This window comes from Stappia sp. ICDLI1TA098 (genome assembly GCF_054880955.1).
Map to the genome: position 1 here is coordinate 406,046 of NZ_JBTZBT010000001.1, position 22,736 is coordinate 428,781.

A 22,736-nucleotide genomic window follows, 5' to 3' on the forward strand; every position below is an offset into this window, starting at 1 on the left:
CGGCAGAAATCGCGGCTTTTCGCCGGTCCGGGGCATCTCAACTCAATATTAAGCTTAATCGTGGATAACCTTTTCAGGGTGCGTCGCGGGGCGACAGGAGGGGGCTCTTACCGCTGGATTCCATTGACGCCCATGAGGTCCCATGCTATCCCAAATCATCCCGTTTCGAGTTGAGGCGGCCGGGCTGTCATGGCCCGCGAAACCAGCGCACGGGCCGAGCGATCGTGCCATGCGCAGGGTGCGTCGTATCGGGTTTTCCAGGTGTCGGGGGATGGCGTTAGGCCGGGATCGTGAGTTCCGGCGGTGGGGCGAGAGAATCTATGTCCGGCTTCGTGTCGCACTACACAAATCGACTCGACGCCAAGGGGCGGGTTTCCGTCCCGGCTCCGTTCCGCCAGGTGCTTACCCGCGACGGCTTCGAAGGTCTCTACTGCTTCCCCTCCCTGCACCACACGGCGGTCGATGCGGGCGGTCACCAGCTCATCAGCGAAATCGAGAAACGTCTCGATGGCCTGGCGACGCTGACCGCCGATCACGACGCCTTGTCCACGGCGCTTTACGGCGCGAGCGAAACCTTGAAGATCGATGGAGACGGACGGGTGATGCTGTCGGAGATGATCCGCGACCATGCTTGCATCGCCGACCGCGTGACCTTCGTCGGGCAGGGGTACAAGTTTCAGCTCTGGGAGCCGGAGCGTTTTCGCGCCCACCGCGCCGAGGCGATGAAGCTCGCCATGGCGGCAATTGCGCGGGCGGCCGGCGGCGGCGCTGCGGGGGTGTCGCAATGATGGCAGCCCGCGAGCGGACCGATGCTGCCGAAACGGCAAACGACGATCGTCACATTCCCGTTCTTCTCGACGAGGTCGTCGCGGCTCTTGCGATGCGCGAGGGCGAGACCGTCGTCGATGGCACCTTCGGTGCTGGCGGCTACAGCCGCGCGCTGCTGGAGACCGGCGCGCGCGTCGTCGGTATCGACCGAGATCCGACGGCCATCGCCGCCGGCGCCGATCTCGCTGCCGCTTCCGGCGGTCGTCTCGCTTTGGTGCAGGGGCGCTTTTCCGCGCTGGACGCACATGTGGCGGGCCTCGGCCTTGCCGGCGTTGATGCAGTGGTGCTCGACCTTGGCGTATCCTCCATGCAGCTCGACCAGGCGGAGCGCGGTTTCTCCTTCCGTTTCGACGGGCCGCTCGACATGCGCATGGACTGCGCCGGTCCGAGCGCGGCGGATCTCGTCAACACCATGCCGCAGCGCGACCTCACGCGCCTCATCGGAATGCTGGGCGAGGAGAAGCGTGCTTCCGCCGTCTCGCGCGCCATCGCCGAGCGTCGCAAGGAAGAGCCCTTCAGCCGCACGGCCGATCTTGCCGCCGTCATCGAGAAGGTGGTCGGGCGTCCGAGCAAGGGCAAGCAGATCCATCCGGCGACCCGCACCTTCCAGGCGCTGCGCATCTGCGTGAACGGCGAGCTCGACGAGATCGTGGCAGCGCTTGCTGCGGCCGAGCGTGCGCTCGTGCCGGGCGGCCGTCTCGTCGTCGTGACCTTCCACAGTCTCGAGGATCGCATCGTCAAGCGCTTCTTTGCCGAGCGCAGCCGCACGCGCGCCGGCGGATCGCGGCATCTGCCGGAGGCCGATGTGCCGCCGGCGACATTCGAGCTGATCAGCCGCGGGGCGGTGGAGCCTTCGGAGGCGGAGACCGCACGCAACCCGCGGGCGCGCTCGGCGAAGCTGCGTGCGGGCCGGCGCACCGACGCCCCGGCGCGCGAGATCGACGGCACGGCGCTTGGCGCGCCGCGTGTTGCTTCCATCGTTTCGGTTGGAGATTGAGGCCATGGCGCGTTTCACCAATCTCATTCTCGTTGCCGGCGTCCTCGGGGCGGCCGCGACGGTCTACAACATGAAGCACGATGCGGAGCGCTCGGCCGAGCATGTCGCGGCGCTTCAGCGCCAGATCGAGGGCGAGCGGGAGCGTATCCAGCTGCTCAAGGCGGAATGGAGTCTGCTCAACGATCCGAGTCGTCTGCAGGGGCTTGTCGACCGCTACAACGACTATCTCCATCTGGAGCCGCTCGCCGTCGAGCAGATCACGCGGATCGAGGACATTCCCGTGAAGCCGGTCGAGTTCGAGCCGATCGACGGCAATGCGACGCTTGGCGGCTATGCCGGCACGTCCGCCCCGGTGGTGAGGTAGCGCCATGGCCGTGACCGAGCAGCCCGTGTCCTTCCTGCAGCGCCGCGCCGTCGGCGAACGTCGCGTGCCGCGCGCGCCCTCGCGCGCTGCCACGCGGGCGCGGGTCTACATGGCGATGGCGATGTTCTCCCTCGTCTTCGTCGCCATCGGCTCGCGTCTGGTGATGCTGGGCATGAGCGAGGAGGCGACCACGGCCTCCTATATCTCCGCGCAGGATAGCGTTGCCGCGTCACGTCCCAATCTCGTCGACCGCAACGGCCAGATCCTGGCAACCGATATCAAGACCGCCTCGCTTTATGCCGAGCCGCGCAAGATCATCGACGTCGACGAGGCGCTCGAGGGTATCGCCAGTGTGCTGCCGGAGCTCGGCACCGATGCGGTCCGCCGCCGGCTTGCAAGCAATGCGGGCTTCATCTGGCTGAAGCGCGAGCTGACGCCGCGCCAGCGCAACAGGCTGCACGATCTTGGCATTCCGGGCATCGGCTTCCTGGAGGAAAACAGCCGCTTCTATCCGGGTGGGCCGACCGCGAGCCACATCGTCGGGTCGGTGAACGTCGACAATCAGGGCATTTCCGGCATGGAGCTTGCCGTCGACAGGGCCTGGCTCGGCGACCTGCAGAAGCTCGGCTTCGCCAGCGACCGCTCGATGGAGCCCGTGGCGCTGTCGATCGATCTGCGCGCCCAGCATGTCGTGCGCGACGAACTGTCCAAGGCGATGGAGCGCTACAGGGCGATTGCGGCGATCGGCATCGTCCTCGACGCAAACACCGGAGAAGTGGTGGCGATGTCGTCGCTGCCGGACTTCGACCCGAACGACCGCGCCCAGGCTCTCGACCAGAAGCGGATGAACCGGGCCAGCGGCGGCGTGTTTGAGATGGGCTCGGTGTTCAAGGGCTTCACCGTCGCGATGGCGCTCGACAGCGGTCGGGTCACGATGGACGACAGCTTCGACGCGACCCGCCCGATCCGCATCGGTGGGCGTACCATCGATGATTTCCACGGCAAGCGCCGGATGCTCTCCGTCGCCGAGACCTTCATCTATTCGTCCAACATCGGCACCGGCAAGATGATGCTGGCCGCGGGCATCGACCAGCAGCGCGCGTTCATGGAACGCATCGGACTGACGACGCGGCTCAAGACGGAGCTGCCGGAAGTCGCGACGCCGCTGCTGCCGCCGAAGTGGAACGAGCTTGCCGCGATCACGATCTCCTTCGGCCACGGCATCTCGGTGACGCCGCTGCAGACGGCGACGGCGGCGGCGGCACTCATCAACGGCGGCAAGCTGATCCCGCCGACCTTCATGCCGAGGGCGATGGCGGACGCGGAAAAGCTGGCGCAGCAGGTGGTCAGCCCGCGGACCAGCCAGATCATGCGCTACCTGTTCCGCCTCAACGTGTTGCAGGGATCCGGCCGGCGCGCGAAGGTGCCGGGATACCTCGTCGGCGGCAAGACCGGGACGGCGGAGAAGATCGAAAATGGCCGCTATGTATCCAACAAGCGCCGCAATTCTTTCCTTTCTGCATTCCCGATGGATGATCCAAAGTATGTCGTGCTTGTCGTGATCGACGAGCCGAAGTCCGAGCGCGAGGGGATTGGCGCGACGGCGGGCCTGAATGCCGCGCCGACGGTGTCGGCGATCATTCGGCGCATTGCCCCGATGCTCGGGGTGCTGCCCAAGTTCGGAGACAAGGCCGAGACAGTTTCGATTTCCTACTGACCGGACGCGCGCGGAACGGGGTCGCACCAAAGTTCCGCCGGGTCCTGATGACGACGCAAAACGGATATTGGCGCAAGACATGCTGCTGAAGGATCTCACCGGCGAACAGGCGCTCGCCGCGGCCGAGTTCGAAACGGAAATCGCCGGCCTGTCCGCAGACAGCCGGACGGTGGAACAGGGCTTCCTGTTCGCCGCGCTGAAAGGCTCGAGCGTTGACGGCAGCGCCTATGTCGAGGCCGCGCGCGCGGCTGGCGCCTGTGCTCTTCTGGTGGGCAGCGACACGCCCTATGCCGCGCTTCGCACACCTCACGCCGAAGCCTGTCCGATCATCGTCAGCGACGATCCGCGGCGCGAGCTTGCGCTTTTCGCAGCGCGGTTCCACGCCGCCCAGCCTGAAACGCTCGTGGCCGTAACCGGCACCAGTGGCAAGACCTCCGTGGCGGTCTTCCTGCGCCAGATCTTCGCTTTCGCCGGCTTCGAGGCCGCGAGCCTTGGAACCATCGGCACGGTCACCAGCCGCGGCGCCAACTACGGCGGGCTGACGACGCCCGATCCGGTGACGCTGCATGAGGTGCTGTCCCGGCTGGCGCACGACGGCATTACCCATGCCGCGCTGGAGGCATCGAGCCACGGGCTCGACCAGCGCCGGCTCGACGGGCTCTCGCTGTCCGCCGCCGCCTTCACCAATCTCGGCCGCGACCATCTCGACTATCATGCCGACGTCGAGGATTACCTTGCGGCGAAACTGCGTCTGTTCGAGACGCTGCTCGAGGCGGACAAACCCGTGGTCGTGGAACCGTCCGCGCCGTATGCCGAACGGGTGATCCTGGCGGCACGGGCGGCGGGGCATCCCGTCTATACGGTCGGCGAGGGAGGCGAGGACCTCGCCCTTGTCGAGATCCGTCATGAGGGCTTCACCCAGATCCTGACGCTGGAGACCGAGCGCGGCATGCGCGAGGTGCGCCTGCCGCTCGCCGGCCGGTTTCAGGTGTCGAACGCGCTGATCGCGGCCGGGCTTGCCGTTTGTGTCGGCGTCGATCTGGATGCGGCTCTTGAGGCGCTCGAGCATCTGGAAGGCGCGCCCGGTCGTCTGGAGCGGATTGGGGAGACGGATGACGGCGCGCTCGTTTTCGTCGACTACGCCCACAAGCCCGATGCGCTCGACACCGCGCTCGCCGCACTGCGCCCGTTCACGCGCGGGCGGCTCATCGTTGTCTTCGGCGCCGGTGGCGACCGGGACAAGGGCAAGCGTCCGCTGATGGGTGAGGCCGCCGCCCGCCAGGCGGACATTGTCATCGTCACCGACGACAATCCGCGCAGCGAGGATCCCACGGAAATCCGTGCCGAAATCATGGCGGCCGCTCCCGGCGCGCTGGAAATCGGCGACCGCCACGCGGCCATCGAGGCGGCCGTCGGCATGCTGCAGGACGGCGACGTGCTGTGCATTGCCGGCAAGGGACATGAGACCGGCCAGATCGTCGGCGGGACCGTCTATCCCTTCTCCGATCACGAGGTGGCGCGCGCCGCGATCGACGCGGCAGCCGAAGCGGCGCTCTTCGAGGCCTTCCGGGAAGAGGGCAGCGAGGACGGCGACCTGGACTTCGAGCTGGACCTGGCAAGCGACGAGACGGTCGCGGGCGCGGACGAGGCGGATACAGGGCGGGACGAGCCGGCTTCGGCGGAGGCTGGCGCCCTGCCGGAGATTTCGCTCGATTTCGAGGACCTGCTTCAGGGGCTTGTTGGTGACGAGACGCCGGAACGCACGGAGCCCGAGGCAGATGCCGACGGTTTGCCGGAACTGCCTGCTTCCGCCGACGGCGAGACCGTCGCCGAGGACGAGGGTACCTTCCTTGCCACCGCCGACCCGGAGCCCGAGGCGCTGGAGAGCGAGGCGGGCGTCGACTATTCCGCCGATGAGATCGCCGCCGAGGAGGCGCTTTTCGCCGAAATCATGGGGCATGGCTCGCAAACCTCCGTTGGCGCATACGCAGACGAGGAGACCTCGATGCCGGCCGGCGATGAGACCGCGTCGTTCGACCGCGAGCTTGGGGATGCTGACCTTGCGGACGAAGACGACGGTGTCGCCGAGGACAGTGCGGCCGTTGCTGGTGCGCAAGAGGACGACTTTCTCTTCGACGGCGAGGTGGAGCACGAAGCCGTAGCCGATGAGGATGCCTCGAGCGAGCCGGTCGTCGCGGCCCCAGCGGACGCCGACGAGGAAATCGAACGCCGCGAACCCGATCTCCTCGAGCCCGAGTTTGTCGAGCCCGAGGATGATGTGCGGGACGACCACGCCGGCTTCGAGCAGAGCGTGGCGGCCGCTGGCGAGGCGGAGGCGCACACATCGGAAATCGTGCCGGACGAAACGGATGACGGGAATGAGGACGCTGTCGCGCAGGACGAGGTTGCCGCGCTGCACGAAGCGGAGAAGCCGGAGCCGGTGTCCTCTTCGGCGCGGATGATCGCGGCGGCTGCCGCCGCGACCGGTGGGGCCTTTGCCATGGCGACGCGCACGGGCACCGAGCCCCATCCGGAAGCATTCGGTGACTGGGCGCATGTCGATCCGGATCGGCCGCTGTGGACGCTTGCGGAAATGATCGAGGCGACCGACGGCGAAGCGATCGGCTGCGATGTCGGGGAGATCACTGGCATCTCCATCGACAGCCGCTCGGTCGCGCCGGGGGATGCCTTCGTCGCCATTGCCGGCGAGCGTTTCGACGGCCACGATTTCGCCGATGCGGCTCTGGAAGCAGGCGCGGCGCTCGCCATCGTCTCCTGGGCGCGGCATTCGAGCCTGACGGCCGGAGGGCGCTATCTGGTCGTCGACGATCCGCTCGAGGCGCTGCGTGATCTGGCGCGGGCCTCGCGGGCGCGCTCGACGGCGCGCATCGTCGCCGTCACCGGCTCGGTCGGCAAGACCAGCACCAAGGACATGCTCAAGCTGGCGCTGGACCGGTCGGGTCCGACCCACGCGCCGGTTGCCTCGTTCAACAACCACTGGGGCGTGCCGCTGACGCTGGCGCGGATGCCGGCACAAAGCCACTTCGGCATTTTCGAGATCGGGATGAACCACGCCGGCGAGATCACGCCGCTCGTCGAACTGGTGCGTCCCCATGCCGTGATCATCACCACGGTGGGGCCGGTGCATCTGGAGTTCTTCGGTTCGGTCGAACGGATCGCCCAGGCCAAGGCGGAGATCTTCTCCGGTCTGGAACCTGGCGGACTGGCGATCCTGAACCGGGACAACGACCAGTTCGACCTGCTCAGCTATCATGCCAAGATCGCCGGCGTGCGGCGCATGGCGACCTTCGGGCGCGAGGGGCCCGCCGACGCGCAGGCCGAACACATTTCCGCGCAGACCGGCTGCACCTCCATCTCGGGGCATATCTTCGATCAGGAGATCACCTACAAGATCGGCGCGCCGGGCAGCCATCTCGTGACGAATTCGCTGGCGGTGCTCGCCGCCGTCGCCGAACTCGGTGGCGATCTGGCGCTCGCCGGCCTGGCGCTCGCCGACTTCCATGCCCCCAAGGGGCGTGGTGCGCAGTCGGTGCTCAAGCTGCGCAGCGGCACGGCGACGCTGATCGACGAGAGCTACAACGCCAATCCGTCCTCTATGCGCGCGGCGCTGCGCTTGCTCGGCGAAACGCCGACGAGCGCGTCCGGCCGGCGCATTGCCGTGATCGGCGACATGCTGGAACTGGGCGCGGCGGAACTGCAGCTGCACGCCGCCCTGCGCGGTCCTGTCGCCGACTGCCGAGCCGACCTCGTCTACTGCGTCGGGCGGCGCTCCCATGCGCTGTGGGAGGTACTGCCGAAGCATGTGCGCGGCGCCTATTCGGAAGAAGCGGCGAGCCTGCGCCCGCTGCTTCTGGAAGAGCTGCGCCCCGGCGACGTGATCATGATCAAGGGATCCCTCGGGACCCGGATGGGACCGCTGGTCGATGCGCTCCGGCGCGAGTTCCCTGTCGACGACGATGGTGCCGAATAGGAACGCCTGAGAGATGCTTTATTTCCTCGTAGAATTCTCCGATCAGTTCTCCGCGCTGAACGTGTTTCGCTACATCACGTTCCGCACGGGTGGGGCGATCATGACGGCGCTGCTGTTCGTGTTCCTGTTCGGCCCGGCGATCATCTCGTCGCTGAGGCTGCGTCAGGGACACGGCCAGCCGATCCGCGCCGACGGCCCGCAGAGCCACCTTCTGACCAAGAAGGGCACGCCCACCATGGGCGGGTTGATGATCCTTTCCGGCATGCTGGTCGCGACGCTCTTGTGGGCGAACCTGACCAACCCCTACACATGGATCGTCCTCGGCGTCACCGTCGGCTTCGGTGCCATCGGGTTTTACGATGATTACCTGAAGGTGACGAAGGCCTCGCACCGCGGCTTCAGCGGCCGCTTCCGGCTGGCCTTCGAGTTTTTGATCGCCGGCGGCGCTGCGCTGGCGGTGACCTTGCTGGAAACCGACGGGGCGGGGACGTCCATCGGCTTTCCGTTCTTCAAGGATCTGACGCTCAATCTCGGCCTGTTCTTCATTCCGTTCGCCGCCTTCGTGGTGGTGGGCGCGGGCAATGCGGTCAATCTCACGGATGGTCTCGACGGTCTCGCCATCGTGCCGGTGATGATCGCCGCCGCCTCCTTCGGGCTGATTTCCTACCTGACCGGCAACGCGGTCTTCGCGGGTTACCTGCAGATCCACCACGTGGAGGGAGCCGGTGACCTGGCGGTCCTGTGCGGCGCGGTGATCGGCGCCGGCCTCGGCTTCCTGTGGTTCAACGCCCCGCCGGCGGCGATCTTCATGGGGGACACGGGGTCGCTGGCGCTCGGCGGCATGATCGGCGCCATCGCCGTTGCAACGAAGCACGAGATCGTGCTCGCCATCATCGGCGGCCTGTTCGTGGTCGAGGCGCTCTCGGTGATCGTGCAGGTCGCCTCCTACAAGCTCACCGGCAAGCGCGTCTTCAAGATGGCGCCTATCCACCATCACTTCGAACATCTCGGCTGGACGGAGAGCCAGGTCGTGATCCGCTTCTGGATCATCGCCGTCGTGCTCGCCCTCGTCGGCCTTGCCACGCTGAAGCTGAGGTAAGGACGATGATCGAGGCCAGGAGTTTCAGCGGCAGGACGGTGGCAGTGTTCGGGCTTGGCGGCTCGGGCCTTGTCGCCGCGCGCGCGCTTGTTGCCGGCGGCGCCTCGGTGGTTGCCTGGGACGACGGCGAGAAGGCGCGCGCGGCCGCGGCCGCGGCCGGCATTGCGCTCGCCGATCTGCGCGCGGCGGACTGGAGCGCCTTTGCCGCGCTCGTGCTTGCGCCGGGCGTGCCGCTGACCCACCCCGCCCCGCACTGGACGGTCGAGCTTGCGAAACGGCATGGCGTCGAGGTGATCGGCGACATCGAGCTTTTCGCCCGCGAGCGCGCCCGCATCGCGCCGGGCGCGCCGCTCGTCGCCATCACCGGTACCAATGGCAAGTCGACGACGACCGCGCTGATCACGCATCTGCTGATCTCGGCCGGCCGTGATGCGGCGATGGGCGGCAACATCGGCGTGCCGGTGCTGGAGCTGGGCGCGCCGTCGCCGGAGCGGATCCACGTCATCGAGTGTTCGTCCTACCAGATCGACTTGTCGCCGGGGCTCGCGCCCTCTATCGGCGTCTTGATGAATGTGTCGCCGGACCATCTCGACCGGCACGGCACGCTGGAGGCCTATGCGGCCGTGAAGGCGCGGCTGATCGCGGCAAGCGACACCTGTGTCGTCGGCACGGACGACGACCACGCCCGCGCGGTCGCCGACAGGGTCGAGGCGGCGGGGCGCAAGGTGTTGCGCATTTCGGCGCAGCATCCGGTGGAAACCGGCGTGTTCGCGCGTGGCTCTGTGCTTTTCATCGCCGAGGAGGGACGGGAGCGGGAGTTCGCGGATCTCTCGGCGATCGTGTCGCTGCGCGGCGCGCACAATGCCCAGAACGCCGCGGCGGCGGTTGCCGTATGCCGGGCGCTCGGCGTTGGCGAGGACGAGATTCGGAAGGGGCTTGCGAGTTTCCCCGGCCTTGCGCATCGCATGCAGGTTGTCGCCCGCAGCGGGCGCGTTCTCTTCGTCAACGACAGCAAGGCGACCAATGCGGACGCGGCCGAGCGCGCGCTCGCCAGCTACGCGCGCATCTACTGGATCGCAGGCGGTCGAGCAAAGGCGGGCGGCATCGAGAGCCTGCGTCCCTATTTCGACCGAATCGTGAAAGCCTATCTTGTCGGCGAGGCTGCGGAGGCCTTTGCCGGGACGCTTGAGGGGGCGACCGACGTCGCCGTCTGCGGCACGCTTGATGCGGCCGTTGCGGCCGCGGCGGCCGATGCGATGTCCGACCCGCACGCGGAGCCGGTGGTGCTGCTGTCGCCCGCCTGTGCCTCGTTCGACCAGTATCCGAATTTCGAAGTCCGGGGAGAGGCGTTTGCCGACGCCGTCGCCAAGGTGGCGAAGAACCAGTCCGGACAGGAGGTTGCCTGATGGTCAGTCGTGCAGATCGCAGCCCGTTCGCCGAATGGCTCTGGACCGTCGACCGCTTCCTGCTGGCGGGCTTCGTGCTGCTGATGATCGGCGGTGTCGTCCTGTCCTTCGCCGCAAGTCCCGCTGTGGCGGAACGTCTGGGCATCGACAGCTATCATTTCGTCAAGCGGCAGGCCTTTTTCCTGCTGCCGGCGATTGCGATCATGCTCGGCGTTTCGGCGCTGGGGCCGCGGATGGTGCGCCGGGTGGCGCTGGCCGTCTTCGCGTTCTCGCTGATCATGATGGTGGCGACGCTGTTTCTCGGCGTCGAGGCCAAGGGCTCGCGCCGCTGGATCAGCATTCTCGGCTTTACCCTCCAGCCCTCCGAATTCCTGAAGCCGGGACTGATCGTCCTGGTCGCCTTCCTGTTGTCGGAAAGTGGTCGACGGCCGGAGGTTCCAGGCTCGCTGTTCTCGATCCTGCTCTACATCATGTCGGCGGCGCTGCTGATCGCCCAGCCCGACTTCGGGCAGACCATGCTTCTGACCCTCGTTTTCGGGGCGCTGCTGTTCCTGAACGGGTTGCCGTGGATCGCCATCATTCCGATCGGGGTGCTTGGCACCGGTGGCGTTGTCTCCGCCTACATGCTGCTTCCGCACGTGCAAAGCCGCGTCAACCGGTTCCTCGACCCGGGCTCGGGCGACACGTTCAACGTTGACCGCGCCATCGAGGCCTTCGTGTCGGGAAGCTGGTTCGGTCGCGGTCCGGGCGAGGGCACGATCAAGCGCATCCTGCCGGAGAGCCACACCGATTTCATCTTTGCCGTCGCCGCCGAGGAGTTCGGCATCGTGCTGTGCATCGTGCTGTTGCTGGTCTTCGGCTTCGTTGTGCTGCGCGGGCTGTCCCACGCCGCGCGCGACGAGGATCCGTTCGGCCGTCTTGCCACTGCCGGGCTGATGATCCTGTTCGGCGTTCAGGCCTGCATCAACATGGCGGTCAATCTCAACCTGATGCCGGCGAAGGGCATGACGCTGCCGTTCATCTCCTACGGCGGCTCGTCGCTGTTCGCCTCGGCGCTGTCCATGGGCTTCGTGCTGGCGCTGACCCGTCGCCGCCCGCAGGCGGTGCGCCACGACAGCGTCGTCGTCTCGCGGCTGTCGCCTTCGAGCCTTGGGTGAGGGCGCAATGACGCGGACGATCCTTCTCACCGCCGGGGGAACCGGCGGTCATCTCTTTCCCGCGCAGGCATTGGCCAGCGAACTGGTGCGGCGCGGCTATGCGGTCGATCTGGCGACGGACGCGCGCGTCGGCGAGATGGGGCGCGATTTTCCCGCGCGGCAGACGCATGTGGTCGCCTCGGCGACCCTGTCGAGCCGCTCACCGGTCGCCCTTGCCCGCACACTGTGGCGTCTGGCAAGGGGCACGCTGCAGGCCCGCTCGATCCTGTCACGGGTCAAGCCCGACGCGGTGGTCGGCTTCGGCGGCTATCCGACATTCCCGCCGATGTTTGCGGCCTATCTGTCCGGGATTCCGACGGTGCTGCACGAAGCCAACGCGGTGATGGGCCGGGCCAACCGGATGCTGGCGAAGCGGGCTGTCGCCATCGCCACGAGCTTTCCGCTGCAGGGCGCCGGCGTGTCGGACCTGCGGGCGCGGATGATCCGCACCGGCAACCCGGTGCGCGACGCGGTGCTTGCCGCCGTTCGCACCTATGTGCCGGCCTCGCCGGGAGAGCGGTTCGAGCTTCTCGTCTTCGGCGGCTCGCAGGGCGCGCGTTTCTTTTCCGACATCATGCCTGAGGCGCTTCAGTGCCTCGGGGCACCCGTGCGTGCCCGCCTGAGGGTGGTGCAGCAGTGCCGCCCCGAGGATCTGGAGCGGGTCCGTACCGCCTGCGAAGCACTGGGCGTCGAAGCCGAGCTTGCGCCCTTCTTCGCCGACATGCCGGAGCGGATCGCCAATGCGCATCTCGTCGTCTGCCGGTCGGGCGCATCGAGCGTGTCGGAACTCGCGGTGATTGGCCGACCGTCGATCCTCGTGCCATTGCCGCATGCCCTCGACAACGACCAGGGCAGGAACGCAGAGGTGCTTTCAGCGGCCGGTGGCGCCTGGCCGCTGGCTCAGTCGGAGATCGACGGCCCACGTCTTGCCGGATTGTTGAGCGAACTGATGGAGGCGCCCGGGCGCCTTGCCGCGGCCGCGGATGCCGCGCGCGAGGCGGGCCGGCCGGATGCGGTCCGCCGCCTCGCCGATCTCGTCGAACACGTCGCCGCCCGCAAGCCGATATCGGCGCTTGCCGCGGCTGACAATCGTGATGGAGACTTTTCATGAAGATGCCCCAGGATATCGGGCCCGTTCACTTCGTCGGCATCGGCGGCATCGGCATGAGCGGCATCGCCGAAGTGCTGCATACGCTCGGCTACACGGTGAAGGGCTCCGACCTCAGCGAGAGCGCGAACGTCAAGCGCCTGCGCGACAAGGGCATCGACGTCAAGATCGGCCATGCGGCGGAGAATCTTGAGGAAGCGCGCGTCGTCGTCGTTTCCTCCGCGATCAAGCGCGACAATCCCGAGCTCCTGGCCGCGCGCGAGCGTTTCCTGCCGGTGGTGCGACGGGCGGAGATGCTGGCCGAGCTGATGCGCTTCAAGCAGGCCATCGCCATTGGAGGCACCCACGGCAAGACGACGACCACGTCGATCATCGCCGCGCTGCTGGATGCCGGCGGCATCGACCCGACCGTGATCAACGGTGGCATCATCAACGCCTATGGCACCAACGCGCGTATGGGCAAGGGCGACTGGATGGTCGTCGAGGCGGACGAGTCCGACGGCACCTTCGTCAAGCTGCCGGCCGACATTGCCGTCGTCACCAATATCGACCCGGAGCATCTGGACCATTACGGCAGTTTCGACGGTGTTCGGGACGCGTTCCTCCAGTTCGTCGAGAATGTGCCCTTCTATGGTTTTGCCGTGATGTGCCTCGACCACCCGGAGGTGCAGGCAATGGTCGGACGCATCGAGGACCGTCAGGTGATCACCTATGGCGAGAACCGCCAGGCTGACGTGCGCATCTTCGACATCACAGCGAAAAACGGCCAGTCCGTTTTCTCGCTCGAACTGCGCGACCGCATTGCCGGCACGAGCGAACTGATCGAGGGGCTGACGTTGCCTATGCCCGGACGCCATAATATCTCCAACGCCAGTGCCGCGGTGGCGGTCGCCTGGAAGCTGGGGATCAAGGCCGAGGCGATCCGCCAGGGACTTTCCGGCTTCAGGGGGGTGAAGCGGCGCTTCTCGCACACCGGCAGTGCCAGTGGCATCGACGTCTACGACGACTACGCCCATCACCCGGTCGAGATCCGCGCGGTGCTTGCCGCCGCCCGCAGCGTCGCGCCGGGCAAGGTGATCGCTGTCGTCCAGCCGCATCGCTACTCGCGGCTGGAGAGCCTCTTCGACGAGTTCTCGACCTGTTTCAACGATGCCGACCACGTTATTTGCGCGCCGGTCTATGCCGCCGGCGAGCCGCCGCGCGAGGGCATCGATCATCAGGCGCTCGCCAATGGCATCCGCGCCAGCGGCCACAGATCCGTGCATGTGATCGGCGGCGAGGAGGAACTGGCGGCCTGCGTCGCGCGGATCGCCGGAGAAGGCGACTATGTCGTCTGCCTGGGGGCCGGCAGCATCTCGCAGTGGGCCCAGGCGCTTCCCGACGGGTTGTCGCAGGCGCTCGCGGGAGCGGAGAAATGAGCTTTCCCGACCTCGTCGAGGCCCATGGGCTCGACCGTATCGGCCTGAGGGGCCGGTTGACGGCGAACCAGCCTGTGGGGCCGGTGACATGGTTTCGCGTCGGCGGGCCGGCGCAATTGCTGTTCCAGCCGGCCGACACCGAGGACCTGGCGCTGTTCCTGCGGCATCTGCCCGCCGGCGTGCCGGTGCTGCCGATCGGGCTCGGCTCCAACCTGCTGGTGCGCGATGGCGGCCTGCCGGGTGTTGTCATTCGTCTCGGGGCGAAAGGATTTGGCGGCGTTGCCGTCGAGGGTGAGACCCGCATTCGCGTTGGCGCTGCGGTGCCGGACAAGCGTGTCGCGGAAGCCGCCGCCGAAGCCGGCCTCGGGGGCTTTGCCTTCTATGCGGGAATTCCCGGCGGCGTCGGCGGTGCGTTGCGCATGAACGCCGGCGCGCATGGCTCGGAAACCCGTGACACGATGGTCGAACTGACCGCCGTGACGCGGGCGGGCGAGATCGTGCGTCTGACGCGCGAGGAAATGGGCTATCGCTACCGCCACAGCGAGGTGGCGGCCGACACCGTCTTCACCGAAGCGGTTTTCGAGGGGACGCCGAGCGAGCGCGAGACGATCCGCGCCGAAATGGCGGCGGTCGTCGAGCATCGGGAAAAAGCCCAGCCGATCCGCGAGAAGACCGGCGGCTCCACCTTCAAGAACCCGCCGGAGAATTCAGCCTGGAAGCTCGTCGACGCGGCGGGATGCCGGGGGCTCCAGATTGGCGGGGCACGCATGTCCGACATGCACTGCAATTTCATGATCAACACCGGCGAAGCAAGCGCCGAGGACCTGGAGCGGCTCGGAGAGACTGTGCGTGCCCGGGTTCTGGAAGCGAGCGGCATCGCGCTCGAATGGGAAATCAAGCGTCTCGGCTTTCTTCCGGAGGGTGTCGAGATCGCGCCGTTTCTCGGGCGCAATGACAAGGAGACCGCAGTCCATGGCTAAGCCAAAGCACGTTGCCGTCTTGATGGGCGGCTGGTCGGCGGAGCGGTCCGTCAGCCTCAGTTCCGGCGAGGCCTGTGCGGCGGCGCTCGAGCGGGCGGGCTACAGAGTGTCGCGCGTCGACGTGGGACGAGATATCGCCAGAGTGCTCTCGGACATGAGGCCGGACGTCGCCTTCAACGCGCTGCATGGCCCCTTTGGCGAGGACGGCTGCATCCAGGGAGTTCTGGAGATCCTTGGGGTCCCCTACACCCATTCAGGGGTCGCCGCCTCCGCGCTCGCCATGGATAAGGCGAAGGCCAAGGCGGTGATGAAAACGGCTGGTATTCCCGTCGCTGAACACAAGGTTATCCACAGGCTGGAAGCGGCGCGGGAGCACGTCTTGAAGCCGCCCTATGTCGCCAAGCCGGTCTGCGAGGGCTCGTCCTTTGGCGTGCTGATCGTCCAGGAAAACGCCGCCCATCCGCCGCAGGAACTCTTCCGCGATGACTGGGCGCATGGCGACATGGTGATGGTCGAACGCTACATCCCCGGCCGCGATCTGACCTGCGCCGTCATGGGGGACGTGGCGCTGGGGGTCACCGAAATGGTGCCTGTGGGCCACAGCTTCTACGATTTCGATGCGAAATACGCGCCCGGAGGCTCGCAACACATCCTTCCGGCGGAAATTTCACCATTTGTTTACCAAGAAGTACAGAAACTTAGTCTCAAGGCGCATCGCGCGCTCGGTTGCAAGGGTGTGACTCGGGCGGATTTCAGGTTCGACGAGCAACCCACAGGTGGCGGCGAGCTGATCTGCCTTGAAGTGAACACGCAGCCGGGAATGACGGAGACATCGCTCGTGCCCGAGATCGCGGCACACGCGGGTCATTCCTTCGAAGAGCTGACAAGTTGGATGGTGGAGAACGCAAGTTGCGGACGCTGAAGGCAAAACGGGGAGAGGACATGGTCCTGCCGATCGAGGCGGCGCTCGCGCCGCGCGGTCGGGGTGTGCCCCGTTTGCATCGCCGCCCCCTGTGGCGCGCGGCCGGACTTCTTCAGGATCTGCCCTCGTGGGCAGGGACGGCGGGCGCGCTTGCGTTCCTGTCGGCAACCATTCTTTACGGCGTCGTGCTTGGCGGCTATGGGCGCATGGTGAGCGAATCACTGACGTCGGCGGCCGGCTTCGAAATCGCCAAGGTCGAGCTTTCCGGACAAAAAGAGACCTCGGAATTCGAAATTCTCGAAGCTCTGGAGATCCAGGACGGCGCGTCGCTCGCGCTCTTCGATGCGACGGCCGCGCGCGGCCGGCTGGAGAACATTCCCTGGATCCAGAACGTCTCGGTGCAGAAGTTCTACCCGAACACGCTGCAGGTGCGCATCGCCGAGCGCGAGGCCTATGCCTTGTGGCAGCGCGGCGAGCAGCTGTCGGTGATCGACGGCGATGGCCGGGTGATCAGCGATGACGTCGACGGCCGCTATGCCAACCTGCTGATGCTGATCGGCCATGGCGCCCAGCACCGGGGCAAGGACGTGATCGATGCGCTGGCCAAGGTGCCGGAGCTGCGCTCGCGGGTCCGCGCCGCGCGTCTGGTTTCCGACCGCCGCTGGGACCTGGTTCTCGACAATGGCATCACCGTGCGCCTGCCGGAGACGGGTGTGGAGCGCGCGCTTGCCGATGTGCTGCAGATGGATGCCGAGAACGGTCTCCTGACGCGCGATATCACCATGGTCGACATGCGCCTCGAGGATCGGGTGGTCGTGCGCCTCACCGACGAGGCGGCGGTGCGCCGCAAGGCCGGGGTCAATGTGATCGGTACCAAGCGTCTCAGGGGAGCTGACACATGAGCCGGCGCAGCGCTCCCATCTATCTTCCGCGCATGCGGCCGCTGCCCGCCCGCCGGGCGGTGGTCGTCTCGGTTCTCGACATCGGATCGAGCAAGGTCTGCTGCCTGATCGCCAAGCTCAGCCCGCGCAGCGACGATTGCGTGCTGCCGGGGCGGACGCATTCCATCGAGGTGCTGGGTTACGGCTACCAGCGCTCGCGCGGCCTCAAGTCCGGCGTCGTCGTCGACATGGACGAGGCCGAACAGGCGATCCGGCTCGCGGTCGACGCGGCCGAGCGCATGGCCGGTGTGACGGTGGAATCGCTGATCACAAACGTCACCTGCGGCCGGCTCGGCTCGGAGATCATCTCGGCGAGCGTCGGGCTTTCCGGCGACGAGGTTTGCGAGGCGGACATCCAGCGTGTGCTGGCCGCCGGCAGCGCACACACGGTGGCCGAGGGGCGGGCGGTCATGCACGCCCTGCCGATCGCCTACACGCTCGACGGCAACCGCGGCATGCGCGATCCGCGCGGCATGCTCGGCCAGCGTCTTGGCGTCGACATGCAGGTCGTGACGGCCGAGATTGCGCCGGTGCGGAACCTGGAGCTTTGCATCAACCGCGGCCATCTGGCCGTGGAGACGATGGTTGCCACGCCTTTTGCCAGCGGTCTTTCGACGCTTGTGGAGGACGAGGCGGAACTTGGGGTTGCCTGCGTCGACATGGGCGGCGGCACCACAACGATCTCGGTCTTCGTCGAAGGCCAGATGGTTCACGCGGATGCGATCGCCGTCGGCGGCCATCACGTGACCATGGACATCGCCCGGGCGCTTTCCACGCGCCTTGCGGACGCGGAGCGGATCAAGACGCTGCAGGGTTCCGCCCTGCGGAGCCAGTCGGACGAGCGGGACCTCATTTCGGTACCGCCGGTCGACGCGGACAGCGATCTGCCGCACCAGATCCCCCGGGCGATGGTGACGCGGGTGATCCTGCCGCGCGTCGAGGAAATCCTCGAGCTGGTGCGCGACCGGCTGACGGCCTCCGGCTTTGCCGGGCGGGTCGGAAAGCGGATCGTGCTGACTGGCGGCGCCAGCCAGCTCACGGGCCTGACGGAAGTCGCCAGGCGCGTTCTTGGACGTCAGGTCCGGCTCGGCCGGCCGCTTGGCGTCGCAGGTCTGCCGGAAGCAGCGAAGGGTCCCGCCTTCGCCGCTGCTGTCGGCCTTTTGATCTATCCGCAAGTCGCCCAGGTCGAGCAGTTCGAACCGCGCCACGCTTTGGGGCGCTGGTCGTTCGGCTCCAGCACTCTGGCCAGGGTCGGCAACTGGATACGCGAGAGCTTCTGAGGCGGGAAACCGCCTCGGAAGAGGTGTCTCCCGAAACAGGGCGACACCACCACGAGGGAACCGAGGGTTAAAGTGGACGACCGGAAGGCCGTCCCAGGGGTCGCGAGGAAACCATGACCATCAATCTTAAAATGCCCGATCTCCAGGAGCTGAGGCCACGGATCACCGTCTTTGGCGTCGGTGGTGCCGGTGGCAATGCCGTCAACAACATGATCCAGGCCGGTCTTCAGGGCTGCGACTTCGTCGTTGCCAACACCGATGCCCAGGCTCTGGCCAGCAACCACGCCGAGCGCGTCGTCCAGATGGGCGTCGCCGTGACCGAGGGTCTCGGTGCCGGCTCGCAGCCGGACGTGGGTGCGGCCGCCGCCGAGGAGGTCATTGACGAGATCAATGATCACCTGTCCGGCTCGCACATGGTGTTCATCACCGCCGGCATGGGTGGCGGCACCGGCACCGGTGCGGCTCCGGTCATTGCCCGCGCCGCGCGCGAGATGGGTATCCTGACCGTCGGCGTGGTGACCAAGCCGTTCCAGTTCGAGGGTGCGCGTCGCATGCGCATCGCCGAATCCGGCATCACCGAGCTTCAGAATGCGGTCGACACGCTGATCGTCATTCCGAACCAGAATCTCTTCCGCATCGCCAACGCCCAGACCACCTTCGCCGATGCCTTCGCGATGGCCGACCAGGTGCTCTATTCCGGCGTTGCCTGCATCACCGACCTGATGGTGAAGGAGGGGCTCATCAACCTCGACTTCGCTGATGTCCGCTCCATAATGCGGGGCATGGGCAAGGCGATGATGGGCACGGGCGAGGCCTCCGGCGACAAGCGCGCCATGCAGGCCGCGGAGGCGGCGATTGCCAACCCGCTGCTCGACGAGACGTCGATGAAGGGCGCCCGCGGGCTGCTCATCTCGATCACCGGCGGCAACGACCTGACGCTGTTCGAGCTCGACGAGGCGGCTACCCGCATTCGCGAGGAAGTCGATTCCGATGCCAACATCATCCTTGGCGCGACCTTCGACGAGAGCCTCGACGGCATCATCCGCGTGTCGGTCGTGGCGACCGGCATCGACAAGGAACTGCGCGAGGACCTGTCTCCGGCCGAGACGCGCATGGCCGAACTGACCGAGCGTCTGAAGACCAACTCGGAGCCGGCTCCCGCGCCTGCCGCGGCCGACCCCGCGCCGCGTGCCCAGCAGCGCCCGGCGGCTCCCGTGCAGCGCCCCGGCGGTGCACCGCAGGCCCGTGCGGCCACGGCCGAGCGTATCGAGCGCGAGCTTGCGATTCCCGAGCCGGTCAAGTCTTCGACCGACCCGGACGTGGAAATCGCCCGCTTCAATCCCGCTCCGGAGATGATGACCCACGAAGCGCCGCTCGCCGATCTCGACGAGAGCGCTCTTCAGGCTCCGGTCGAGGAGGCTCCGGTCGTCGAGCCCTACATCCCGCCGGCGGCCGAGACGGTCGCTCCGCAGCCCACGCGCATGCCCTCCATCGAGGACTTTCCGCATGTGGCTCAGCGCGAGATGCGGGCTCATGTGCGCGAGGCAGAGGACGAGCACGTCGAGGAGCGTCGTCCGATGAGCCTCCTGCGTCGCATCGCCACCGGTCTCTCGCGTCGTGAGGACGAGGAGGAGATGGAGCATCATCCTGCCGCCCACGCCCCGCAGGCGCAGGCACCCGTGCAGCCCCGTCCGGCCCATGCGCCCCAGGCTCAGGCTCCTCAGCCCCAGGCCCAGCGTCCTGCCGCCGAGGCTCCGCGTCAGGCGCCGGCTCAGGCACCGCGCGCCGCCCAGGCTCCGGCCATGCGTCCGGCAGCGCCGCGCCCGGCCCAGCAGGGGGCAGCCGGCCAGCTCGATCTGACCGGTCGTTCGGCTCCTCAGCCGCGCACCATGAGCGAGGAAGACCAGCTCGAAATTCCGGCGTTCCTGCGCCGTCAGGCCAACTAGGCCGGCTCGCAGACCCTCGGACTTTCCCTCGTCGGGCGATCTGGCCATTGGCCAGATCGCCCGAATTTGTTTCCCGGGCAAAAAGTCGCATCTTTCCAGAGGCTTGCCGCACCGCATTTCGTTACATACCGTAACAAAGCTTTATTTCTGACCTGTCCGCTCGTGATTGTATGGTCCTGCCAGCGAATGAGAATCATTGCGCCTGCAATGGTTCGATCCACACCTCGCCCGGTTTTCGGCGAGGCCCTGTTCCCAGAGGACAGGTTTACGGCAGACAGGACATGCAGTCATGAAATCCAGAGCCGATCGGCAGACGACGCTCGCCCAATCCGTCACTCTCGAGGGCATCGGCGTGCACTCGGGCGACGCAGCGTCCGTATCGCTGCACCCGGCGGATGCGGGTACTGGTATCGTCTTCGTCGGCCGTGATCCAAAGACCGGCCGCGAGATCGAGATCCCCGCGCACTGGCGCGCCGTCACCGCCACCGCCCTTTGCACCGTCCTCGGCGATCCGAAGGCCGGCGGCGTTTCCACTGTCGAGCATCTGATGGCGGCGCTGCGCGGCCTGGGGGTCGACAATGCGGTCGTCGAGATGGACGGTCCCGAAATGCCGATCATGGACGGCAGCGCCTTCGCCTTTGTCGAGGCCATCGATGCGGTGGGCCTGCGCCGTCTTGCCGCCGCGCGCCGCTACATCCGGATCCTTCGTCCCGTCCGCGTCGACCAGGGCAGCGCCTGGTGCGAGCTGCGTCCCTTCGACGGCACGCGCTTCGATGTGACCATCGACTTCGACGCCGAGGTGATCGGTCGTCAGGCGATGGTTCTCGATCTTGCGCCGCAGGCCTTCCGCACCGAGGTCGCCCGGGCCCGTACCTTCGGCTCCGTTCAGGAAGTCGAGAAGCTGTGGAGCATGGGCTTCGCCATGGGGTCGTCGCTGGAGAATTCCGTCGCGATTTCCGACGGCAAGGTGCTCAATCCGGAAGGCACGCGCTGGCGCGACGAGTTCGTGCGCCACAAGATGCTGGATGCCATCGGTGATCTGGCGCTTGCCGGCCTGCCGATCCTTGGCGCCTACCGCTCGTACAAGGGCGGTCACCGGATGAACCACGCCATCCTCGTCGAGCTGTTCGAGAAGGCCGGGCAGGGCGCCTATGAGATCGTCGAGAGCGGCGTCGATGCCGAGGCATCCATCACGGCCTCTCAGATGTCCGCGCCGCGCCTGATGGTTGCCAGCGGCGCATCCTGAACTTCGCGCGCTTCGCACGCGGGCGTGCCGCTTGGGTGCCCGCCTCCTTGGGGGTGGGCATGTGCCAATGCCTGCAGGATCTCCGCGTGTCAGCCTGCGCTTGTGACGCGATGAGGGGGGACGGTCCGCCCTGCATTCATTCGCGGCCATAAAAAAGCGACAAATCCCACTCACATGGCGTGACGTGTCCGGGGTTTTTCCGTTACAAGACGGTGGCCTCGGCTGCGGTCGAGGAAACCGTTTGGCCGCGAAGCGGCATCGGTGATCGACAGTCTTGTGGGGCCGCGGTCCACGCGTTCAGACGAAACCGGCGGGGCGGACAAGGGCGCAAGCGTTCGCCGAACCGGATGTGAGGAGTAAAGGCAGGTGATGGCGTTTCAGCCGAAGACCAAGGCAGGCAACACGGTGGCCAATGCGCGGCGTGCGTCGCGGGCAGCTGTTCTTGTCCTTGCAACCGTCGTGCTCGCGGCCTGCTCCTCGACCAAGGACGATGAAGATTTCGCCGCCAACGAGACGCCGCCTGCGGTCCTGTTCAACGAGGGCCTGGCGCTGCGCAGCGAGGGTCGGCTTTCCGACGCGCGCAAGAAGTTCGAGGAAATCGACAAGCAGCACCCCTATTCGGAATATTCGAAGAAGGCGCTGATCAATCTTGCCTACCTGAATTACAGCCAGGGCAAGTTCGACGAGGCGATTACCGCGGCGAAGCGGTTCACGACGCTCTATCCGGGCAGCGAGGACAGCGCTTACGCGCTCTATATCATCGGCCAGTCGTACAACAAGCAGATCCCGGACGTGACGCGCGACCAGGAAATGACCAAGCGCTCGCTCGCCGCGTTTGGCGAGCTGATCCAGCGCTATCCCGAATCCGAGTATGCCGAGGACGCGCGCACCAAGATCCGCATCGCCCACGACCAGCTCGCGGGCAAGGAGATGCAGGTCGGGCGCTTCTACCTGAAGCGCCGGCAGTACATCGCCGCGATCAACCGCTTCAAGGTGGTCATCACCGAATACCAGACGACCCGTCACATCGAGGAAGCGCTCTACCGGCTGACCGAGTCCTACTACGCGCTCGGCGTGGTCAACGAGGCGCAGACGGCTGCTGCCGTGCTCGGGCACAATTTCCCCGACAGCCAGTGGTACAAGGACGCCTACACGCTGCTGAAGACCGGCGGTCATTCGCCGAGCGAGGACTCGGGGAGCTGGATCAGCCGTGCGTTCAGCGGTATCTCTCTCTAGGCGTTCACTCGAGGCGTCGTAGCCTCTCCGGCTTTGCGCGACTGCGCGGGCTCCACACATG

General features: G+C 66.8%; 17 protein-coding genes. All 17 read left to right on the forward strand.

The window, feature by feature from the left end:
• Nucleotides 1-320 precede the first annotated feature (320 nt).
• Entirely contained in the window at nt 321-788 is a 468-nt protein-coding gene (gene mraZ / locus ACSLUQ_RS01810; protein WP_417771040.1) for a division/cell wall cluster transcriptional repressor MraZ, read from the forward strand.
• Nucleotides 785-1,825, forward strand: coding sequence for a 16S rRNA (cytosine(1402)-N(4))-methyltransferase RsmH (rsmH, locus tag ACSLUQ_RS01815; RefSeq protein ID WP_461807542.1), 1,041 nt, complete (start codon nt 785-787; stop codon nt 1,823-1,825). Before mraZ ends, rsmH begins: the two co-directional genes overlap by 4 nt.
• A gap of 4 nt (nt 1,826-1,829) precedes the next feature.
• Nucleotides 1,830-2,189, forward strand: a complete 360-nt coding sequence (gene ftsL, locus ACSLUQ_RS01820; RefSeq protein WP_417771038.1) for a cell division protein FtsL — start codon at nt 1,830-1,832, stop codon at nt 2,187-2,189.
• Between the two features lie 4 nt (nt 2,190-2,193).
• A complete protein-coding gene (locus ACSLUQ_RS01825) occupies nt 2,194-3,906 on the forward strand; it encodes a peptidoglycan D,D-transpeptidase FtsI family protein (RefSeq protein ID WP_417771037.1) in 1,713 nt (570 codons plus the stop codon).
• Nucleotides 3,907-3,985: 79 nt separating this feature from the next.
• Nucleotides 3,986-7,897, forward strand: coding sequence for a UDP-N-acetylmuramoyl-L-alanyl-D-glutamate--2,6-diaminopimelate ligase (locus ACSLUQ_RS01830; protein ID WP_461807543.1), 3,912 nt, complete (start codon nt 3,986-3,988; stop codon nt 7,895-7,897).
• Nucleotides 7,898-7,910: 13 nt separating this feature from the next.
• The gene (mraY, locus tag ACSLUQ_RS01835; RefSeq protein ID WP_417771035.1) at nt 7,911-8,996 is read left to right on the forward strand and encodes a phospho-N-acetylmuramoyl-pentapeptide-transferase; all 1,086 of its coding nucleotides are present in this window, start codon (nt 7,911-7,913) and stop codon (nt 8,994-8,996) included.
• A 5-nt stretch (nt 8,997-9,001) separates the two neighbouring features.
• Nucleotides 9,002-10,402, forward strand: coding sequence for a UDP-N-acetylmuramoyl-L-alanine--D-glutamate ligase (gene murD, locus ACSLUQ_RS01840; RefSeq protein ID WP_461807544.1), 1,401 nt, complete (start codon nt 9,002-9,004; stop codon nt 10,400-10,402).
• Nucleotides 10,402-11,559, forward strand: a complete 1,158-nt coding sequence (locus ACSLUQ_RS01845; protein WP_417771033.1) for an FtsW/RodA/SpoVE family cell cycle protein — start codon at nt 10,402-10,404, stop codon at nt 11,557-11,559. Before murD ends, ACSLUQ_RS01845 begins: the two co-directional genes overlap by 1 nt.
• Before the next feature lie 7 nt (nt 11,560-11,566).
• On the forward strand, nt 11,567-12,709 hold the full coding sequence (gene murG, locus ACSLUQ_RS01850; RefSeq protein ID WP_461807545.1) for an undecaprenyldiphospho-muramoylpentapeptide beta-N-acetylglucosaminyltransferase: 1,143 nt from the start codon (nt 11,567-11,569) through the stop codon (nt 12,707-12,709).
• The gene (gene murC / locus ACSLUQ_RS01855) at nt 12,706-14,124 is read left to right on the forward strand and encodes a UDP-N-acetylmuramate--L-alanine ligase (protein WP_461807546.1); all 1,419 of its coding nucleotides are present in this window, start codon (nt 12,706-12,708) and stop codon (nt 14,122-14,124) included. The genes murG and murC overlap by 4 nt, the downstream gene beginning before the upstream one ends.
• Nucleotides 14,121-15,104, forward strand: a complete 984-nt coding sequence (gene murB, locus ACSLUQ_RS01860; RefSeq protein ID WP_461807547.1) for a UDP-N-acetylmuramate dehydrogenase — start codon at nt 14,121-14,123, stop codon at nt 15,102-15,104. Before murC ends, murB begins: the two co-directional genes overlap by 4 nt.
• Entirely contained in the window at nt 15,097-16,026 is a 930-nt protein-coding gene (locus tag ACSLUQ_RS01865) for a D-alanine--D-alanine ligase (protein WP_461807548.1), read from the forward strand. Before murB ends, ACSLUQ_RS01865 begins: the two co-directional genes overlap by 8 nt.
• A 20-nt stretch (nt 16,027-16,046) precedes the next feature.
• On the forward strand, nt 16,047-16,928 hold the full coding sequence (locus ACSLUQ_RS01870; RefSeq protein WP_461807549.1) for a cell division protein FtsQ/DivIB: 882 nt from the start codon (nt 16,047-16,049) through the stop codon (nt 16,926-16,928).
• Nucleotides 16,925-18,247: a cell division protein FtsA gene (gene ftsA / locus ACSLUQ_RS01875; RefSeq protein ID WP_417771027.1), complete on the forward strand. Its 1,323-nt coding sequence runs from the start codon at nt 16,925-16,927 to the stop codon at nt 18,245-18,247. The genes ACSLUQ_RS01870 and ftsA overlap by 4 nt, the downstream gene beginning before the upstream one ends.
• Before the next feature lie 113 nt (nt 18,248-18,360).
• A complete protein-coding gene (ftsZ, locus tag ACSLUQ_RS01880) occupies nt 18,361-20,193 on the forward strand; it encodes a cell division protein FtsZ (RefSeq protein WP_461807550.1) in 1,833 nt (610 codons plus the stop codon).
• Nucleotides 20,194-20,482: 289 nt separating this feature from the next.
• Entirely contained in the window at nt 20,483-21,439 is a 957-nt protein-coding gene (lpxC, locus tag ACSLUQ_RS01885; protein WP_417771025.1) for a UDP-3-O-acyl-N-acetylglucosamine deacetylase, read from the forward strand.
• Nucleotides 21,440-21,808: 369 nt separating this feature from the next.
• Nucleotides 21,809-22,675 carry an outer membrane protein assembly factor BamD gene (locus tag ACSLUQ_RS01890; RefSeq protein ID WP_417771024.1) on the forward strand — a complete coding sequence of 289 codons (867 nt, stop codon included), beginning with the start codon at nt 21,809-21,811 and terminating at the stop codon, nt 22,673-22,675.
• Nucleotides 22,676-22,736 lie beyond the last annotated feature (61 nt).

Coding starts and splice junctions, on each gene's coding strand:
- ftsA (WP_417771027.1), top strand. CDS start 16,925: ATGAGCCGGCGCAGCGCTCCCATCTATCTTCCGCGCATGCGGCCGCTG.
- ACSLUQ_RS01825 (WP_417771037.1), top strand. CDS start 2,194: ATGGCCGTGACCGAGCAGCCCGTGTCCTTCCTGCAGCGCCGCGCCGTC.
- mraY (WP_417771035.1), top strand. CDS start 7,911: ATGCTTTATTTCCTCGTAGAATTCTCCGATCAGTTCTCCGCGCTGAAC.
- ACSLUQ_RS01845 (WP_417771033.1), top strand. CDS start 10,402: ATGGTCAGTCGTGCAGATCGCAGCCCGTTCGCCGAATGGCTCTGGACC.
- murC (WP_461807546.1), top strand. CDS start 12,706: ATGAAGATGCCCCAGGATATCGGGCCCGTTCACTTCGTCGGCATCGGC.
- ACSLUQ_RS01870 (WP_461807549.1), top strand. CDS start 16,047: ATGGTCCTGCCGATCGAGGCGGCGCTCGCGCCGCGCGGTCGGGGTGTG.
- ftsL (WP_417771038.1), top strand. CDS start 1,830: ATGGCGCGTTTCACCAATCTCATTCTCGTTGCCGGCGTCCTCGGGGCG.
- ACSLUQ_RS01830 (WP_461807543.1), top strand. CDS start 3,986: ATGCTGCTGAAGGATCTCACCGGCGAACAGGCGCTCGCCGCGGCCGAG.
- rsmH (WP_461807542.1), top strand. CDS start 785: ATGATGGCAGCCCGCGAGCGGACCGATGCTGCCGAAACGGCAAACGAC.
- lpxC (WP_417771025.1), top strand. CDS start 20,483: ATGAAATCCAGAGCCGATCGGCAGACGACGCTCGCCCAATCCGTCACT.
- murB (WP_461807547.1), top strand. CDS start 14,121: ATGAGCTTTCCCGACCTCGTCGAGGCCCATGGGCTCGACCGTATCGGC.
- ACSLUQ_RS01865 (WP_461807548.1), top strand. CDS start 15,097: ATGGCTAAGCCAAAGCACGTTGCCGTCTTGATGGGCGGCTGGTCGGCG.
- ACSLUQ_RS01890 (WP_417771024.1), top strand. CDS start 21,809: ATGGCGTTTCAGCCGAAGACCAAGGCAGGCAACACGGTGGCCAATGCG.
- ftsZ (WP_461807550.1), top strand. CDS start 18,361: ATGACCATCAATCTTAAAATGCCCGATCTCCAGGAGCTGAGGCCACGG.
- mraZ (WP_417771040.1), top strand. CDS start 321: ATGTCCGGCTTCGTGTCGCACTACACAAATCGACTCGACGCCAAGGGG.
- murG (WP_461807545.1), top strand. CDS start 11,567: ATGACGCGGACGATCCTTCTCACCGCCGGGGGAACCGGCGGTCATCTC.
- murD (WP_461807544.1), top strand. CDS start 9,002: ATGATCGAGGCCAGGAGTTTCAGCGGCAGGACGGTGGCAGTGTTCGGG.